Source organism: Exiguobacterium sp. A1_3_1 (genome assembly GCF_048985645.1).
Lineage (GTDB): Bacteria > Bacillota > Bacilli > Exiguobacteriales > Exiguobacteriaceae > Exiguobacterium_A > Exiguobacterium_A indicum.
The window spans coordinates 1-17,625 of record NZ_WBYY01000055.1 but is presented as its reverse complement, the minus strand read 5'-3'; the positions used below and the strand labels follow the sequence as shown (position 1 = coordinate 17,625).

15 protein-coding genes are annotated in these 17,625 nt (G+C 51.1%); all 15 read right to left on the bottom strand.

The annotated features are described in order from the left end of the window. A partial coding sequence (locus tag F8N00_RS07870) for an LrgB family protein (RefSeq protein ID WP_421018000.1) occupies positions 1–599 on the bottom strand: 599 nt, incomplete at its 3' end. Beyond that, positions 592–981 carry a CidA/LrgA family protein gene (locus F8N00_RS07865; RefSeq protein ID WP_421017999.1) on the bottom strand — a complete coding sequence of 130 codons (390 nt, stop codon included), beginning with the start codon at positions 979–981 and terminating at the stop codon, positions 592–594. The genes F8N00_RS07865 and F8N00_RS07870, both read right to left, overlap by 8 nt. Positions 982–1,251: 270 nt before the next feature. Further along, positions 1,252–3,084: a DNA mismatch repair endonuclease MutL gene (gene mutL, locus F8N00_RS07860; protein ID WP_421017998.1), complete on the bottom strand. Its 1,833-nt coding sequence runs from the start codon at positions 3,082–3,084 to the stop codon at positions 1,252–1,254. Between the two features lie 10 nt (positions 3,085–3,094). After that, the gene (gene mutS, locus F8N00_RS07855) at positions 3,095–5,626 is read right to left on the bottom strand and encodes a DNA mismatch repair protein MutS (protein WP_421017997.1); all 2,532 of its coding nucleotides are present in this window, start codon (positions 5,624–5,626) and stop codon (positions 3,095–3,097) included. 62 nt (positions 5,627–5,688) lie between these two features. Then, complete coding sequence (locus F8N00_RS07850; protein ID WP_023467714.1) at positions 5,689–6,126, bottom strand: RicAFT regulatory complex protein RicA family protein; 438 nt, start codon at positions 6,124–6,126, stop codon at positions 5,689–5,691. Between the two features lie 111 nt (positions 6,127–6,237). Beyond that, positions 6,238–7,065, bottom strand: coding sequence for a DNA-3-methyladenine glycosylase family protein (locus F8N00_RS07845; RefSeq protein WP_023467713.1), 828 nt, complete (start codon positions 7,063–7,065; stop codon positions 6,238–6,240). Continuing rightward, the gene (locus F8N00_RS07840) at positions 7,062–8,330 is read right to left on the bottom strand and encodes a DUF445 domain-containing protein (protein ID WP_035398181.1); all 1,269 of its coding nucleotides are present in this window, start codon (positions 8,328–8,330) and stop codon (positions 7,062–7,064) included. Before F8N00_RS07840 ends, F8N00_RS07845 begins: the two co-directional genes overlap by 4 nt. A 105-nt stretch (positions 8,331–8,435) precedes the next feature. After that, a complete protein-coding gene (locus F8N00_RS07835; protein WP_421017996.1) occupies positions 8,436–8,723 on the bottom strand; it encodes a hypothetical protein in 288 nt (95 codons plus the stop codon). Between the two features lie 124 nt (positions 8,724–8,847). After that, positions 8,848–10,302: a phytoene desaturase family protein gene (locus F8N00_RS07830; RefSeq protein WP_421017995.1), complete on the bottom strand. Its 1,455-nt coding sequence runs from the start codon at positions 10,300–10,302 to the stop codon at positions 8,848–8,850. After that, positions 10,299–11,915 (bottom strand): alpha/beta hydrolase, encoded by a 1,617-nt coding sequence (locus tag F8N00_RS07825; RefSeq protein ID WP_421018001.1) that lies wholly within the window; start codon positions 11,913–11,915, stop codon positions 10,299–10,301. Before F8N00_RS07825 ends, F8N00_RS07830 begins: the two co-directional genes overlap by 4 nt. A gap of 145 nt (positions 11,916–12,060) precedes the next feature. Continuing rightward, complete coding sequence (locus F8N00_RS07820; RefSeq protein ID WP_421017994.1) at positions 12,061–13,236, bottom strand: glycine C-acetyltransferase; 1,176 nt, start codon at positions 13,234–13,236, stop codon at positions 12,061–12,063. Next, complete coding sequence (gene tdh / locus F8N00_RS07815; protein ID WP_023467708.1) at positions 13,236–14,324, bottom strand: L-threonine 3-dehydrogenase; 1,089 nt, start codon at positions 14,322–14,324, stop codon at positions 13,236–13,238. Before tdh ends, F8N00_RS07820 begins: the two co-directional genes overlap by 1 nt. A gap of 99 nt (positions 14,325–14,423) precedes the next feature. Continuing rightward, complete coding sequence (locus tag F8N00_RS07810) at positions 14,424–15,290, bottom strand: 2-oxoacid:ferredoxin oxidoreductase subunit beta (RefSeq protein ID WP_023467707.1); 867 nt, start codon at positions 15,288–15,290, stop codon at positions 14,424–14,426. Then, positions 15,277–17,025 (bottom strand): 2-oxoacid:acceptor oxidoreductase subunit alpha, encoded by a 1,749-nt coding sequence (locus tag F8N00_RS07805; protein WP_035398188.1) that lies wholly within the window; start codon positions 17,023–17,025, stop codon positions 15,277–15,279. The genes F8N00_RS07810 and F8N00_RS07805 overlap by 14 nt, the downstream gene beginning before the upstream one ends. A gap of 189 nt (positions 17,026–17,214) precedes the next feature. Then, on the bottom strand, positions 17,215–17,475 hold the full coding sequence (locus F8N00_RS07800) for a stage V sporulation protein S (protein ID WP_023467705.1): 261 nt from the start codon (positions 17,473–17,475) through the stop codon (positions 17,215–17,217). Positions 17,476–17,625: the final 150 nt, after the last annotated feature.

Genomic DNA, 17,625 nt, shown 5'->3' with positions numbered 1-17,625 from the left:
TAAGAGACAGGATCAAGACTCATCGATTTCGTCGCACCCATGACGTGGGCAATCGATGCTAAGCCTACTCCACGGCTGACGAAATGCCGAATCTTCAAGCCCGTCATTAATTTTGGTCCGACGATGGATCCCGTCAATCCGGTCAATAAAACGAAAGCTGCCGTCAGCGTCGTCGTCCCGCCTGCTTTTTGTGAGATCGCTAAGGCAACGGGTAACGTGACCGATTTCGGTAACAAGGCAAGGTTCGTCGTCCGCTCGAGATGGAGCAGCAGACCGAGCAACAGATCTGAACTCATTGCAATACATGTTCCAAGCAATACACCGAGTCCGATTTCCGGCAGAAAACGGCGGACGTGATGTCGGACGCGATAGAGTGGAATCGCGAACGCTGTGATCGCTGGACCGAGCATCTTCGACAAGTATTGTCCTCCTTGCATGTATTCTGCATGTGAGACGCCGCTATAGACGAGAATCACGATCAGGACAGCCGTCACCGTCAGGATCGGTAACGTCCAGACACGAGGATGACGTTGATAAAGGAACATCGCGCCACTGAATAAAAGAATGGTTAGGATGATCCAGAACAGTGTCTCACTCATGTGGGTTCACCGCCTCTTTCCGGTGTGCCAAGCGATCGACGATGTACGCTGAGCCGACTAACGTTAGCAGGCTGCTGACGACGACGATCAACACGACTTGAAGACCAGATGTTCGAAGGAATGTCGTATAATCCATGATTCCAGACAGTGCTGGAACGAAGAATAACGGCATGACGAACAGCAGAAAGGTTCCGCCCCGTTCAACAGCGACGAGAGGAAGCAATCGACTTTTTAACGTCACGTACAGAAGAATCAAGCCGATGATGTTACCGGGTAATGGTAACTGGAAAGTTTCGCTCACCCAGTCCCCACTGAGTGAAAAACAAAAAATAAGTGCGATTTGAGCAATGATTTGAATGATACGCATAACGCGTGAAAGCATGATAAAGGTCCCCTTGTTAACAGTTTCGGGTCTTATTATCCGCCTCTTTCATTCAACAATCAATGAAATCTAGTTAATCAACTGAAGTAACCGTTCTCATGAAAATCCTCACCTTTTTTGTATTAGCACAAACAAAAACCAGTCAGTCGTGTATCAGTACAAAAAATGATTCGAGACGAACAATAAGCGCAATCCTTCTCATAAGAGAAAAATTGCGCCTTGTCTTCATTTTGAAGATGATTCCTTAGTGGAATCGTCTCCTCATCTTGATCACATGACCCGTTTGAATAACTTCTCAAGTTCATATGTCGTCCATTCGATGATGACCGGACGTCCGTGTGGACACGTGAACGGCATTTCCGTTTTCGCTAGATCGTCAATCAACCGGCGCATCATCTCATCGTTCAACGGATGATTCGCCTTGATTGATTTCTTACATGCCATCATGATAGCGGCATCTTCCCGATACGTCTCGAGATCGATTTTTCGCTTCATCAAGGCTTCATCGAGTAATTCCTGAATCGTCTCTTCCTGCCGATGGGACGGGAACCACGTCGGAACTTCTCGGACAATGAAGCTTTGTGGACCGAATGCTTCGAACTCGATGCCGACGTCTTTTAGCAACGGAAGGACTTCATCCATCCGTTTCATATCATCCGACGAGATTTCAAACGTATACGGCAAGAGCAATTGCTGTCGTTGTTCCGGTGGTCGACCGAACATGACTTTATATGTCTCGTATTTGATCCGTTCCTGTGCTGCATGTTGATCAATCATATACATCCCGTCTTCCCCGGCACAGACGATATAGGACGAATGGAGTTGACCGATGACGTCGAGATGCGGAAAGCGCGGACGCGCGGGTGGTTCCTCAATCGGTTCAGCAAACTCCTGCTTGACTGGTGCGATGGGCTCGAACAGATCATCCTCGTTGCTAAACGGTAATGATTTCTCGACAGGTGGTCGATCGTCCTCTTGCGGCTTTTTCGGAATCGGATAATTCCAGACCGCTCGCGATGACGTTTCTTCGACTGGTTCCGCGACGTAAGAAAAATCGAGTTTTTCCTGGCTACTCGGATCCTTTTTTGGTTTCGGTGGCGTCACTTTCGGAATCAGTGTCTCCCGGCTGAGCGTCATCTTGATCGTCTCCTGAATCAACTGGCAGAGCTCCATCTCTTTTGAAAGACGGACTTCTCGTTTCGCCGGGTGAACGTTGACATCGATCAGGAGTGGATCCATCGTCACCTCGATGACTGCAATCGGATACCGCCCGATCGGCAAGAGTGTGTGGTAACCGTTCAAGACCGCTTGCGTCAGGGCGAAGTTTTTGACCGAACGTCCATTGAGAATCAACGTAATGTAATTCTTCGAGGCACGGGTCACTTCCGGTTTGACGAGATGACACGTCAATTGATAATCGGCATTCGCGCCCTTGGCGACCAACGTTCCTTGAATCGTTTGATGACCGTAGACACTCGCCAGCGCCTGCCGGACGTCTCCTGATCCGTTCGTCTGGATCAACGTCTTCCCTTCATGGGTTGCTCGAAGTTTGACGTCTGGATGAGCGAACGCCATCCGGTTCAGCACGTCCGTGATCGCCGCAAGTTCCGTATGCGTCGTCTTCAAATACTTCAGCCGTGCCGGTGTATTGAAGAAGAGATGCTCGACCGTCAATTCCGTTCCCCGGTTCATTGCTGCTGGCGTCCGTTCGACGACCGTCCCGTACTCCAGCGTCACTTGAATCCCTTCCGCGTCCTCACGTTTCGTCTTCAACGTCACTTTACTGACAGACGCGATCGAGGCAAGTGCCTCTCCGCGAAAACCAAGTGTCTTGATTCGGAACAAGTCATGCTCGTCCTTAATCTTACTCGTCGCGTGACGGACGAAAGCCAGTTCAGCGTCATCCGGGTAAAACCCGTGTCCGTTGTCGCGGATCGTCATCCGTTTCATTCCGGCTTCTTCGAGTTCGACATCGATTTGGGTCGCACCGGCATCAAGTGCGTTCTCAACCAGTTCCTTGACGACCGACGCTGGTCGTTCGACGACTTCTCCCGCAGCGATCCGGTTCGCTAAACTATCGGATAATTCACGAATGATTCCCACTGCATTCTCCTCACTTTCTCGCTTCGGCTTGTAGACGATACAGCGTATTCAATGCCTCGAGTGGCGTCATATTGATCAAATCAAGACTCGCCATCGTCTCTCGCAGAGGATCCGCATCTGAGAACAGACTGAGTTGATCAATCGGCTCCTCCTGAACAGGAGCTTTTTCAGGTGCTGGAACCGGAACAGGCTCAGCCTGCTCGAACTCGGACAAGAGGACTTGCGCCCGTTCGATCAGACTATCTGGTAAATCAGCTAACCGCGCGACATGGATTCCGTATGATTGGTCGGCTTTTCCGTCGCGTACTTCATGCAAGAAGACGACACGCCCCTCTTGTTCAACGGCACGGACGTGAACGTTCGCTAATCGATCAATCGATTCTTCGAGCACTGTCAGTTCATGATAATGGGTCGAAAATAGCGTCTTCGCTCCAACGTGCCGGGCGATGTGTTCAACGATTGCTTGTGCGAGTGCCATCCCGTCGTACGTCGAGGTCCCGCGACCAATTTCATCTAGCAGGATCAAAGACCGGTCCGTTGCACGCGTCAAGGCTTCTTGTGTCTCGACCATCTCGACCATGAATGTCGACTGTCCACTGACGAGGTCGTCTGCCGCCCCAATCCGGGTGAAGATTTGATCGAAGATCGGCAGTTCCGCTTGAGCAGCTGGTACGAACGAGCCAATTTGATGCAATAAAGCAATCAAGGCGAACTGTCGCATATAGGTCGATTTACCGGACATGTTCGGTCCAGTGATCAACAGCATCTCGCGTCCTTCGTTTAAGGTAATCCCGTTCGCGACGTATTCACCGCGCGGTAAGACTGTCTCGATGACCGGGTGACGTCCTTGCTGAATATCAACCGTTCGTCCGGTCGTCGTGATTGGTCGGACATAGTCGTGCGTTTCAGCAATCTCAGCTAGTGCGACGAGGACGTCGAGTTCCGCGATCCGGCGACTGACCCGTTGCAAGCTTTCGATATGTCCTTTGACTTCATCGCGCACTCCACAGAAGAGATCGTACTCGAGTGTGACACTCTTCTCTTCCGCCCCTAGAATCAGCGCTTCTTTTTCTTTTAATTCCGGTGTGATGTAACGCTCGGCATTGGCGAGTGTCTGCTTCCGTTCATACCGTCCTTCTGGCAACAGCTTGGCATTGGCTCGTGATACCTCGATGTAATAACCGAAGACGCGATTGTAGCCGATCTTCAACGTCTTGATGCCGGTTGCTGCCCGTTCACTGGCTTCAAGTGTCGCAAGCCATGTCTTTCCGTCTTTTGAGGCGACGAGTAACTCGTCGAGATCTGCTGAATAACCAGCCTTAATCATTCCGCCCTCTTTCGTTGAGATTGGTGGTGCTTCAACGAAAGCACGATCGAGCAAATCGCTCAATTCGTCGTGCGGATCGAGTCCGAGACTGAGCTGACCAAGACGTTCGCTCATCATCTCCTCGAGCGCTGATTGAATGCGGGGAATCAGCCGTAACGTCGACTTCAATTGAACGAGGTCGCGCGCTGAAGCCGTACCGTAACCGACTTTTGCGACGAGTCTCTCGAGATCATAGACTTCGCGTAACGTATCTTTTAATTGCTGACGTTCGAAGTAGTGTTGCAACAATTCCTCGACAGCGTCGAGCCGCTCGGTGATCACGCGTTCCGATAACAACGGTTTTTCAAGCCAGCGTTTCAACATCCGTCCGCCCATCGCTGTACCTGTCACATCAAGCAGACCAAGCAACGAACCTTTTTTGTCTCCTGTTCGTGCCGAGCGGACGAGTTCGAGATTCTTGACCGTATTTGGCTCGAGTTGCATGAAGTCACTCGCTTCATAGACGACAGCGGGTTGTAGATGTGTCAACGCTCTTTTTTGTGTATCGTGCATGTAGGCATAGAGCACCGCAAAGGCTTCCGCTTGGGCTGCATCAATCGCACGATCCCCGTGCGGATGCGATTCGCGCCGAGAACTACGCGTCAGTGGAATCCGTAAGTGCGCGAGCGCCGTCTCGTGTTCCTCTGTCGTGACGATGATTTCCCGTGGCAAAATGATGCTCAGTTCTTTGACTACACCGTCGAGTGTCGCAACGCTTGTCAAGGCACTCTCACCTGTTGAGACATCACCGCGAGCAATCCCAAAGCGACCGTCCTGTTCGACGACCGCGACTAAGTACCGATTCTCTTTTTCCGTCAAGGCGGACATCAACGTTCCCGGTGTGATGACTTGGATGACTTCGCGTTTGACGAGTCCTTTCGTCAACTTCGGATCCTCGACTTGATCACAAAGCGCCACTTTATAACCACGCTCGATCAACTGTTCGATGTAGCCGTTCGCTGCGTGATGGGGCACGCCACACATCGGAATCGGATGTTCCGCGTTCTTGCCGTTTTTCGCCGTCAGCGTCAACTCCAGTTCATGAGCGACTTTCTTGGCATCCTCAAAGAATAATTCGTAAAAATCACCGAGTCGATAAAACAAAAAGGCATCCGGATAATCCGCCTTGATCGAGAAGTATTGTTTCATCATCGGAGTGTTGTGTACTGCTTCCATTCTTCCACCTCATTCGTAGAAAAAGCCGACGGATGTCCGTCGGCTTTTCGTTCATTTCGTGATTAGTAGCCGCAACCGCCGCTTTTGTTTTCTGCTTCCATGCCGCTACCTGTCTTACCAGCGAGAACATCTCCGTCCGTCGCTTCGATGATTTGATCCGTAATCCCGTTCGAGATCGTCACCGTGATGTATTGGAGAAGTCCGTTGACTTCTTCTTGTGTTTCTTGGAACTGTTGGACGACAGGCATCTCATCGAGCTCAGCGAACAATTTATCGAGCTTCGCTTCGACACGTGCGAGTGCTTCTGTTTTGCCGTAATGTTGGCAGTTGACTGCCTCTTTTTGAAGGAACTTGATTTGTTTCATCATCTTTTGGACTTTTTCATTCCCATTGATGTTGGCTTCTGCCGCTTTAAATCGTTCTACTTCCGGTGTCTCTGAAATCATTTTGGCGATTTCATTGGCTTTTTCGATGATTTGTTCATCTGTATACATCCACATTCGTCCCCTCTATCGTTAGCGAACACGTCGCTTCCCTTAGCATTCTGAACGATTCCTCGTTCTGTCGCATTCATTATACCGTTCTCGCGATAGAGTGACAAGAATAGTTCCTTATTCAATCGAACGCCATAATAGATAGGCGGCGTGACTACGGACAGGGGCAAATTCCTCCGCCAGTCGCGTCGCTTCTTCCACCGTCGGTCGGTAACCGAGCAACCGTTCGAAAGCCCGTAATATCCCGATGTCCGATGCCGGAAAAAGGTCCGGACGACCGTATCCGAACATCAGGACGTTTTGGACCGTCCACGGTCCGACGCCTTTCAGTGCAATCAACGTCTCAGCGATTTCTGCGTCGTCGGCTGACGTCAATGCATCATAATCAATCGTTGCCGTCGCTACGCCAAGCAGATAATCGACTTTACGTCCTGATAGTTGCAGAGCAAGCAAGTCCTCGCGACGCGCAGTTGCTAATTGACGCGGTGTCGGCGGAAGGATGATCCCGTCCTTGACCGTACCGAATGTTCGAAAGACACGTTCCGTCAACGTATGGGCAAATGAGAGATTGATCTGTTGATGAATGATTGAGCGAATCAAGGCCGTGAACGGTGAATGATCAAGCACGAGTCGTTCATCGCCGAACCGTTCGACGATCGCGTGTAACGACGTCGCCTTGAGACGCTGCGCAGGATTTGGCTCATTGAGTCGAAAGCGTCGATTGAGTTGCGTCAGCACCGCTGTTTGCGGTCCTGAACCGTCAATCCGTAACGTGTAACCATCGATGGCTTCCATCGTCGTGATGTATGCCTGATCGTTGATGAAGATCGGAACGACGAGTCGCCCATCCTGTTCGATTTGTAACGGGTCTTCCGTCAAACGAGATACGATTCCTTTAAAATCAAATGCTTCCGACAACGTCACATCATGCGTCCACCGGCTCATCCGACGAACACCTTGATCGCACCGAGAATCAAACCGATGATGAATCCACACAATGCCCCGTTGACCCGAATCCATTGCAAGTCACTGCCGACCTTATCCTCGATCATATGAATCAGTGTCTCCGTATCGAACCGGTTTAAGTTCTCGCGGACGAGTCCACCGATTTTTTGGTGATTTTGTTCGACGAAACGAACGAGTTGCTCCTTCATCCATTGATCACTGCTATCTTTGAACGTCGGATGCTGTTCCCAGTCGTCTAAAGCGCGCGAAAGCATCGGCATCGCCCGTTCCGTCCAGAAGGCATCTGACGTCAAGTAGCGTTCGAGTTCGATCAAACCAGCATCATACGCGCGTTCAATGACCGGAACGAAGTCAAACCGGTCGACCTCGCTTGCCTTCCAAGCATCGATTTTTGCTAGACGCTCTTCATCAATCGACAACTGTGCCAAGTTACGACGCAGATGATCAAGAATCGCTAAACGATTCGGGTGATGGACGTGTCGCATATCTTGAATGACCGTCAGCAAGACACCTTGAATGACCAGACTGAGTTTTTCTTCTGAGTAGACTTTTTGGACGGTTCGCGCCGTCACCCGCAAGAACGTATTCTTTTCTTGATCGATCATCGCCGTATAGGCAAGGCGGCCAATCTGATCGCGGATGACGGGGTCTTCGAGCAGACGTTGCCCATAACCGAGTAACTGATCCATCAGCCACTCGTCGAGTCGACGTTCCTCATTTAACTCCATCGCCCGTACCGCCAGCCGTTTTGACGGATACGCTTTGATCGTCTCCGTCACCCGTGTATTCGCAAACTCAAGAATCGCCTCTTTCGGTAATTTCCGGATCAGACCGACCAATAGTTCGGTAACGGTCGCTCGAAAAGCAGGCAGAACGAGAATCGAACGTAAGATTTTGATGACACGGTCTGCGAGCGTCATATGCTGGAGCTTCGCGACGATACTCTCTTTATTGAGCAAGTCCGTCTCGAGCATATGAACGATTGATTCGATGACCCGTTCCCGATTTTTCGGCAACAGGTTCGTATGGGGAATCTTTAAGCCGAGCGGATGGCGAAACAATGCCGTGATCGCAAACCAGTCGGCAATCCCACCGACGAGTCCGGCTTCAAAACCACTCTGGAGCCAAAAGACCCACGCATTTTCTTTAAATGGCAATGAGACGACGAATCCGACCGCCATGAAAATCAACGAGACGGTCGCAAGCCGCCGTGTCGATGTTTTAGGTTGTTCAAGTGATGACACATCGTTTCCTCCTTCAACTGAGTCACTTATCTACCTTACGAACGGGACAAGGATTAGGTTTCGACACGAAAGAGCCCCAGTCATCGACTGGGACTCCCTATGTACTTAAAACGTGTATTCACCAAAACGGTCGCCATCCCATGTCGCGGTTGCCGTTGAGACAAAATAGACCAGTCCGTCGCCGAATGTATTTTCCATTAATGAAACGAGTTGTTGACCATTCGTCTGCTCGACGAACGCTAATCGGACTTCTTCTTTCCCTTGATAAATCCGTTCGTAGACACTTAAACCGCGTGCATTGAGAAACGTACGCGCCGACTCGAATTGAATCGGACCGACTTCAGGTCGTCGTTCCTGAATGAACGACTGACATTTTTGCTCGAATGTCTCCATGGTTCTTCACTCCTTCTCTCTTTCTGTTCATGGATATCATGTTCCCGACTCTTCCTCATCATAATCCTCAAATGTGAAAAAAGCGACAGATGCGTCGCTTCTTTCATCATTTTACGACGATTTCTCATAATCTGACATCAAACTGTCGGGCAACATGAATCGCAGACGTCGTCGCCCCAATCGTCCCGGCACCCGGAAAGATCGTGTCCCCGATTGCAAAGAAGTGATCGATGCCTGTTCGAAACGGCGCTGCGAACAAGAGACTCGTACTCGGACGTTGCGGATATCCCCCGACTCCACCGTCCGGACGGAACGTATAGCGAACCCACGCACCGGGTCCACCCGGATGACGTTCGATTGCCTGTTGACGGAAACCCGGAAACTGTTGTTCAAGAATGGCTTCGAAGATCGCCGACATCTTCTCGACTTGTTCGTCGTAGCGTTTCCGGTTCGTCTTATCGAACGTACCAATCGGAACATGGCATGACATCGTCAGCGTCCGCTGACCGGCTGGTGCACGTAATCGGTCATCTGGACGGGAGAGGGAGATGAAGGCATGACCTGAAGGTAGGGACGAATCATGGACTTGCCGGAATGCTTCATCAGACAAAATGATCGACTCCGGTATCGCCGCATAATACGTAAAGGTCGCCCATTGTTGTAGCTTTTCCTGTCGCTGGTACGTCCGTCGTAACGTTCGTCGCATATCCGCGCTGACGACTTCCCGGATGCCTTCAAGCGGAACCGCACAGATGACAGCATCTGCAAGCGTCAAGCGCCCACGACGATCCTCGATCAAGAAACCATCCGGTGTCTTACGAATCGACGTGACTTTTCGCCCAAGGAGACAGGTCGCCCCGCTCGCCTCTGCTGTCTCTTTTAATTGCTCAGCCAGCCGGTATAATCCGCCTGGAACATAATAGGCACCTTCATGATAAATCGATAAGGCGACTGCCCCTAGTAAAGCTGATGCTTCCTGCCCTGTCTGCATGCTGTCGAGTAGGATCCCGTCGATCACTTGTGCGAATAACGTATCCGCTAGTTGATGTTTGCGTAACAGATGACCAATCGTCAGCGGAAAATACGGTAAGAGGACGACACTTTTCGTGTGACGAACTAACCGCCGGACGTCGGCTAAATCTTGAAGTGGCAATGCCGGCAGTTCTGCCATCAGTGGACGAATTGCCTCGTGTATCTGCTCGATTTCAGCAAAGAATGCCTGAATCGACGATGCCTGCTCCGGAAAATGTGAGGTCAATTCGGTTAGAAACGCATCACGATTTTGATAATAATGAATCAATCGTCCTTCGATGCGAATCGTCATGACGACGTCGAGTGGCTCGACTTGGTGCGTCACTCCGAGATGATCGAGCACACGGGCATGAATGCCACCCGGTTCAAATCCCATCCCAAGGGTCGCTCCAACGGGATACGTCAAGTCCCGGCGTGTGAACTTCCCGGCTGACCCTCCCCATTCACGGCTTCCCTCAAGTACCGTGACGGCATGTCCTTCTTGTGCGATCAATGCCGCAGCCGTTAGACCGGCAATTCCTCCGCCGACGATGACGACCTGTTTCATGATGGTTCCTCCTCCGTGACTCGATTTTCTTTAAACAGGAAATTGCGAATTTCGCGGAAGACCGGCTCCCGGCGATGAATCGTAAAGTGATCATACTTATAGGACTTCGTCTGGATGTTATCCGTAAACTTCTCGAGTGCAAACGAACTCTTCAGCGAAATCAGATTGAAGTCGCCTCCTTTGGCACCAAATGAATAGACGAGTACGTCGCGTGGCCACGTCTCGAGCCGCTGGGTCAGATTGTTCATCGCTGGAGAACCCTTCGCGAGATCGCGTATCGCAGGACTGTTCGTATTCGTGCCAAGTGGCGCAAGTGTCAAGCCGAGTTTCGCGTAATCCGAACCGGCGATTGGTGAGTCGAGCGTCACGACTTTCCGGACGTGATACGGCATCTCCTCTTGGACCGTGTAGGCGACGACATCGACACCACCCATGCTGTGCCCAACGAGCTGAATATCGGCAAAGGTCGCTTTTTGTTTCGCATCGTAAGCTGCAATCGCCGCATTCAACCACTTTTGCTGATCGGCAAGACTTGCCTCATCATCTGCGAAGACGATTCGGACAAGTGGGTAGCCCGTCGGCGAGGGTTTGACGCTACAGGTTGCTTTTCCGGAACGAGTCACGTCACATCGACCACCATCATCGGCGACTTTTTTATTCGTGAAGTTTTGAATCATCGGCACGAACGTCCGCTCCGTTCCGAATAACCCGTGGACGAGGAACGTCGGCACGATTTCACTCTTTCCTTGCGTGACGATCTGACGCGTTGGTGGCGGCGCACTTGACGTATCTTCCGCGAACACCCACCACGCGCCTCCCCCGACAATCAAACAGACGAGGAGCGAGATGCTGATCGTCTTCAACTGTTGCCGGCGCAAACGACGGACACGGTGAAAGACCCAGTAGAGGAATAATCCGACACCGATTAATAACACGATACCGGTAATGATCCAACCTGTCGGATTCGGTACATACGCAATCAACTGTAGCTGATTGGCTTTCGTTCCGTATAATTTCCATGACACATCATGATAATTCGACCAGTCGATCTTTTCACCATTTTGGAGACCGATCACTTTCGGACCGTGGAGCTTGATCTCGATATCGGCTTGACGGATATACCGGTCGGCGAGTTTCTTGACCTGTCCAGTCGGTTGATAGCCTTTGATATTCAAACGATCGATACTGAGATCGATGTTCGTATCCAGTCGATACGTATCAAACCAAAAACCGTCCGATTTTTTCATGTCGAACTTCGTATCAGGTGGAATGAGAATCCCTCCGATACCTGTCTTCCATTCGTCCTTGATCGACGTCATGTCCTTGAAGTTCGCGAATGTCTTCTGCATCCGGATTCCTTCATAGTCATCCTTCGTCTTGAACGTTTTCGCCGCATAACCGTTCTTTTCTGCCTGTTTAACATAACTATTCCAATTCGGATTTAGGTTCAGTAAACGCGCTACCGGGTGTTCCTTTGCGGCATATGTCGTCTTTAAGGTGACACTCTGGTCGGTATGGATCGTCGCATCATATTGGATGCGAATACAACCCCCAAGGAGCAGCGTCAGCATCAAAAATGAGAGCAAAATCCCTTTTTTCTTCGTACTCATCAGGTCACATCCTTTCCTCATCTGTTATTCCCTATCTCGCAAAAGTAAAAACGGTCGACGTTGATTCTTTCGTCATGACGCACTTCAGGCAGCGAATCGCTGATCCGCTGCCTGAAAGTATGCGGACGCATTTCGTCCGTGATCGATATCAACCGATCAAGTTTAATTCACGACCGACTTTTTCGAAAGCTGCAAGCGCCGTCGTTAAATCTTCACGCGTATGTTCCGCCGTCACGATCGTCCGGACACGTGCTTTTCCTTTTGCGACCGTCGGGAAGGCGATGCCTTGAGCAAAGACACCTTCTTGACGTAAGCGGTCCGACAACTCGTGGCAACGTGCTTCATCCCCGACGATGACCGGTGTGATCGGCGTCGTCGATGTTCCGATGTCGAATCCAAGATCACGGAGTCCTTGTTTAAAGAATTCCGTGTTTTCCCACAGACGATCGAAGAGTTCCGTCTCTTCCTCCATGACACGGAGCGCTTCCCGGTTCGCTTCGACGACTGCTGGTGGATGTGATGTCGAGAACAAGAACGGACGTCCTTTATGGATCAGATAATCCTTGACGTGCTGTTCACACGCGACGTATCCACCGAGGACACCGATGGCTTTTGAGAGCGTACCGACCTGCAGGGCAACACGTCCGTCAAGACCGAAGTGATTGACCGTACCGCGTCCCGCTTTCCCAAGCACACCTGACGCATGGGCATCATCGACCATGACGAGTGCGTCATAACGCTCGGCTAATTCAACGATCTCTGGAAGTGGTGCAATGTTTCCGTCCATCGAGAAGACACCGTCCGTGACGATAAGGCGCGTCCGCGCGTCTTGCGTTTCTTGTAAGGCCGTTTCAAGATCAGCCAAGTCGACGTGTTTATAGATTCGTCGTTTCGCTTTCGTCAGACGAATCCCATCGATGATCGAAGCGTGGTTCAACTCATCCGAGATGACGACGTCTTCCGGACCGAGCAGTGCCGATAAGACACCGAGATTCGTTGCGAATCCCGACTGGAAGACAAGTGCTGCTTCCGTATGCTTGAATGTCGCGAGTTCCCGTTCGAATGCTTGGTGCATCTCGAGTGTTCCGGCAATCGTCCGAACGGACCCTGTTCCAGCACCGAACGTGCGCGCCGCTTCCGCAGCTTGTTCAGCGAGACGTGGATGTGCTGCGAGTCCGAGGTAGTTGTTCGACGACAGTTGAATGAGTTCCTTACCGTCGATCGTCACGCGGTTATGTTGCGCGCTCTCAAGTGCTACGAGGTTGCGGAACGTGCCCGCCTGTTTCATCTCTTCTAGTTCTGTCCGTAAGTGTTCAAATCCCATTAATTCGTCCCCCTTGGTTGTAATACGACTTTCCCGCATTTCCCTTGACGCATCAATTCAAATCCTTCTTCGAACCGCTCAAGCGGCAACGTGTGTGTGATTAACGGTCGGACATCGACTTTTCCGCTCGATAAGAAAGCAGAAACCTGGCTCCATGTCTCGTACATCTTTCGACCGGTGATCCCTTGGACCCGGACACCTTTGAAGACGACGTGGTTCGTCAAATCGATTTCGACCGGTTTGACCGGCAGACTGAGGATGTTGACGTCTCCACCTGCTGTCACCATCTCGAAGGCTTGACGAATCGCAACCGGATGACCACTCATCTCACAGACGACATCAATCCCGTCGCCGTCCGTCATGCGCTCGATCCGCTCTAACACATCGTCATGACGTGAATCAATGACGACATCCGCCCCCATCGTCCGTGCGAGTTCGAGACGATACGGATTGACGTCGATCGCAACGACTTCCGCCGCACCAGCTGCTTTAGCGACGGAGACCGCCATCAGACCGATCGGACCACAACCGACGATTGCGACCGTTTTTGCACTGACATCACTCGCAAGAACCGTATGGACGGCATTGCCCATCGGCTCTTGGATCGAGGCGATCCCTGCTGGCATATCTTCCGGGTTGACCCAAAGGTTTTCTTCCGGCATGACGACGTATTCCGCAAAACAACCTTGTGTATCGACACCGATGATCTTCGTGTTCTTACAGATGTGATATTGCCCACGAAGACACTGTTTACATTGATGACAGACGATATGCGTCTCCGCCGAGACACGGTCACCGAGCTTCAAACGTTTCGTGCCTTCTCCGAGCTCGACGACTTCGCCCGAGAACTCGTGACCGAAGACATACGGCGGATTGACACGCGAGGCTGCCCACGCGTCCCACTCATAGATATGCACGTCCGTCCCACAGATCGATGTTGCCTCGACTCGAATCAAGACTTCTCCACGACTCGGTACGGGTACCGGTACTTCTTTGAGTGCCGCACCGAACCCGCGTTCTTCTTTGACGAGTGCCCGCATCGTTTTCGTCGTTGTCGTCTCTTCTACCGTCGTTACTAATTTCGTCATCTTTCCCCGACTCCTTCGCGGAAGTTCACGTTTATTTATATGTGGCGAACTTCCAAATGTTTAGCATCCCCAAAAAACCAAACACATCTTTCCTCTATCTTACATGAATTCCGCTGCCAGTTTACCGAATGTTTCTTCGTTCAGCTCAAGATCCGCATACGCGAGACCAGATTCTTGATACCCATCGATTTGTGACTGGTAATCAGGACGTGTCTCATCCTGATAGATCAATCCCATGACGAGTCCGTCGTGAGCATGAACGGTCTGTTTCGCAAGATCCAAGTTCGACGGATCGTATCCTTCGATATCGGACAGCTTCGTCAAGTTCTGTTTGAACCAATCGTACGTATTGACCTTGTTGAACGTGACACATGGACTGAAGACGTTGATGAAGGCAAATCCTTTATGTGCCGTCGCTTGCTCGATCAATTGCGTCAAGCCCTTCAAATCATTCGAGAAGCTTTGGGCAACGAACGTCGCGCCAGCCGTCAAGGCGAGTTCAACCGGTGAAACACTCTTTTCAATCGACCCTTTTGGCGTCGATTTCGTCTTGAATCCAGGTGCAGAAGTGGGTGATGTCTGCCCTTTCGTCAAGCCGTAAATCTGATTGTCCATGACGATGTACGTCATGTCGACATTGCGCTTGAATGCATGAATCGTATGTCCCATGCCGATCGCAAATCCATCACCGTCGCCACCAGACGCGATGACCGTCAATTCGCGGTTCGCCATCTTGACACCTTGGGCAATCGGAAGGGACCGTCCATGAACGCCGTGGAAGCCATACGTATTGATATAACCGGATATCCGACCAGAACAGCCGATCCCGGAAATCAATGCCAACTCTTCTGGTTCGAGACCGACGTTCGCGACAGCACGCTGAATCGCTGCTTGAATCGAGAAGTCTCCACACCCTGGACACCAGTTTGGTTTGACATCATTTCTAAAATCCTTAAAGGTTGCCATGATATACCCCTCCTACGACCTGCTCGACGACCTCTGCTGGGTAGAACGGGTCGCCATTGAATTTCAGGATATGCTCGATCTTCGATGCATGTCCACAGTTCATCTGGATCAGCTTCGCCAGTTGTCCCGTTGCGTTGTACTCGACGACGATGACTCGTTTTGCCCGCTCTAAGTGCGGCGTGACGAGCTCGCTTGGGAACGGATGGACTTGACGGATATGCAAGTGATCAACTTTGATTCCTTGTGCTTCGAGTCGTGGCATGATCTCTTCGATCGTTCCACGTGTCGAGTTGAAACCGACGAATAAGATATCCGGTTCTGCATGATGCTCCGTTACGAGAACGGCATCCTGTAAGCGGAACGTGTTCAGCTTCCGGAGTCGCTTCGTCATCTGATCGACTCGGTTCTTCGTCGCTTCCGACGGACGCCCTTCCTCATTATGCTCAACACCCGTTACGTGATGAATCCCGTGCTTGACGCCTGGAATGACACGTGGGCTGATCCCATCTTCCGTCACTTCGTAGCGTTTGAAGTACGCTTTTCCTTCAAGTTCCGGTAAGTCTTCCTGGATCAACTTTCCGCGACGGATTTCAACGCGTGACATATCCGGTGGCTCAACCGATTGTTTTCCGAGCGACAGCATCAAATCCGTCAATAGAATGACAGGACACTGGTATTCCTCTGCGATATTGAATGCCTCTGCTGCATCGTAGAACGCTTCTTCGACCGTTGACGGTGCCAAAACGACCTTCGGAATCTCGCCATGCGTGCTGTAGATCATCGCCATCAAGTCCGACTGTTCCTGTTTCGTCGGTAGACCGGTTGACGGACCGCCCCGTTGTGTATCGACGATGACGAGCGGTGTTTCCGTCATCCCGGATAATCCGATCGCTTCCGCCATCAATGACAATCCTGGACCAGCAGACGCCGTCAAAGCACGGACACCTGCGTAGTTCGCACCGATTGCCATTGTGACTGCTGCCAGCTCGTCTTCCGTCTGGACGACCGTTCCGCCGAACTGCGGCAGTTTCTTGATTAAGTATTCCATGATCTCAGATGATGGTGTGATCGGGTAAGCTGCCATCAGACGCGCTCCACCGGCGATTGCACCAAGGGCGATCGCATCGTTTCCGATCATGAACATCCGTTGTTTTCCGTCAGCCGGTTCCAAGACGAAACGCTCGCCCTCTCCTGCAAGTGCTTCAAACGCTGCTGCTCCTTCACGGATTGCCGCTAAGTTTTTCTCGACCATGTCTGGACCTTTTCGACCGAAAATCTGTTCGACGACGGCTTGGAAACGCTCCGGTGCAATGCCGAGAATCGCGCTCGATGCACCGATCGCGACCATGTTCTTCATCAAAGCCGTACCGAGATCAGCTGCGATCTCCGTAAATGGAATCGCATACAAGGAAGCGCGTGCTTCGTCCGGATTCGTCGGATTGAATTTCGCATCCGCGATGATGATGGCACCTTGACGCAATTCGTGGAAGTTAACATCAATCGTCTCTTGATCGAACGCGACCAAAATATCGAGATCATCGGAAATCGTCCGGACTTCCTGTGTCGCGACACGAATCTTATTGTTCGTATGTCCTCCCTTGATACGTGACGAAAAGTGACGGTAACCATACAGGTAATAGCCGAGTCGATTCAAGGCAATCGCAAAGATTTCGCCTGTTGATTCGATCCCTTCTCCCTGCTGACCGCCAACTTTCCATGATAACTGATTATACATCGACGTTCGCTCCTTCTCTGTCCCCTGAAATGATAGTTCTCTCTATCCTCCCTCATGATACCGATTTACCGGAAGTAGTACAATGCTCCCTCGGTGGAAAGGTGAGAAAATTTCGAAGGCGCAGCAAAAAGACCATCTACTCCAGTCGAGTAAATGGTCTACTTGCAAATAGGACCTATGTCCAATTCGTCATCGTGGTTCGATGATGAGTTTGATGGCGGTTCTCTCTTCCCCATCAATCAAAATGTCTGTGAAGGCTGGGATACAAATCAAGTCGATGCCAGAAGGCGCCACGAATCCGCGTGCGATGGCGACGGCTTTGACAGACTGATTGAGCGCTCCCGCACCAATGGCCTGAATCTCGACGGAACCTCTCTCTCGAATGACACCCGCGAGTGCACCTGCTACCGCGTTTGGATTCGACTTAGCTGATACTTTCAGGACGTCCATGCGTGTACCTCCCCATCCAGAAATGGCAATCAGTCGAAGAATACTGACTGATCCGTCAGATGAATCCGTTCAATCTTCGTTGCTTTTTTGGTTGTGTCATCGATATGAATCAAGACTCCATTAAGTTGTTCCCGTCCTTCGGCAACTTCA

Bases quoted from the DNA above. Each gene is read 5' to 3' on its own strand.
- F8N00_RS07865 (WP_421017999.1), bottom strand. From the start codon at position 981: ATGCTTTCACGCGTTATGCGTATCATTCAAATCATTGCTCAAATCGCA.
- mutS (WP_421017997.1), bottom strand. From the start codon at position 5,626: ATGGAAGCAGTACACAACACTCCGATGATGAAACAATACTTCTCGATC.
- F8N00_RS07850 (WP_023467714.1), bottom strand. From the start codon at position 6,126: ATGTGGATGTATACAGATGAACAAATCATCGAAAAAGCCAATGAAATC.
- F8N00_RS07845 (WP_023467713.1), bottom strand. From the start codon at position 7,065: ATGAGCCGGTGGACGCATGATGTGACGTTGTCGGAAGCATTTGATTTT.
- F8N00_RS07835 (WP_421017996.1), bottom strand. From the start codon at position 8,723: ATGGAGACATTCGAGCAAAAATGTCAGTCGTTCATTCAGGAACGACGA.
- F8N00_RS07830 (WP_421017995.1), bottom strand. From the start codon at position 10,302: ATGAAACAGGTCGTCATCGTCGGCGGAGGAATTGCCGGTCTAACGGCT.
- F8N00_RS07820 (WP_421017994.1), bottom strand. From the start codon at position 13,236: ATGGGATTTGAACACTTACGGACAGAACTAGAAGAGATGAAACAGGCG.
- tdh (WP_023467708.1), bottom strand. From the start codon at position 14,324: ATGACGAAATTAGTAACGACGGTAGAAGAGACGACAACGACGAAAACG.
- F8N00_RS07810 (WP_023467707.1), bottom strand. From the start codon at position 15,290: ATGGCAACCTTTAAGGATTTTAGAAATGATGTCAAACCAAACTGGTGT.
- F8N00_RS07805 (WP_035398188.1), bottom strand. From the start codon at position 17,025: ATGTATAATCAGTTATCATGGAAAGTTGGCGGTCAGCAGGGAGAAGGG.
- F8N00_RS07800 (WP_023467705.1), bottom strand. From the start codon at position 17,475: ATGGACGTCCTGAAAGTATCAGCTAAGTCGAATCCAAACGCGGTAGCA.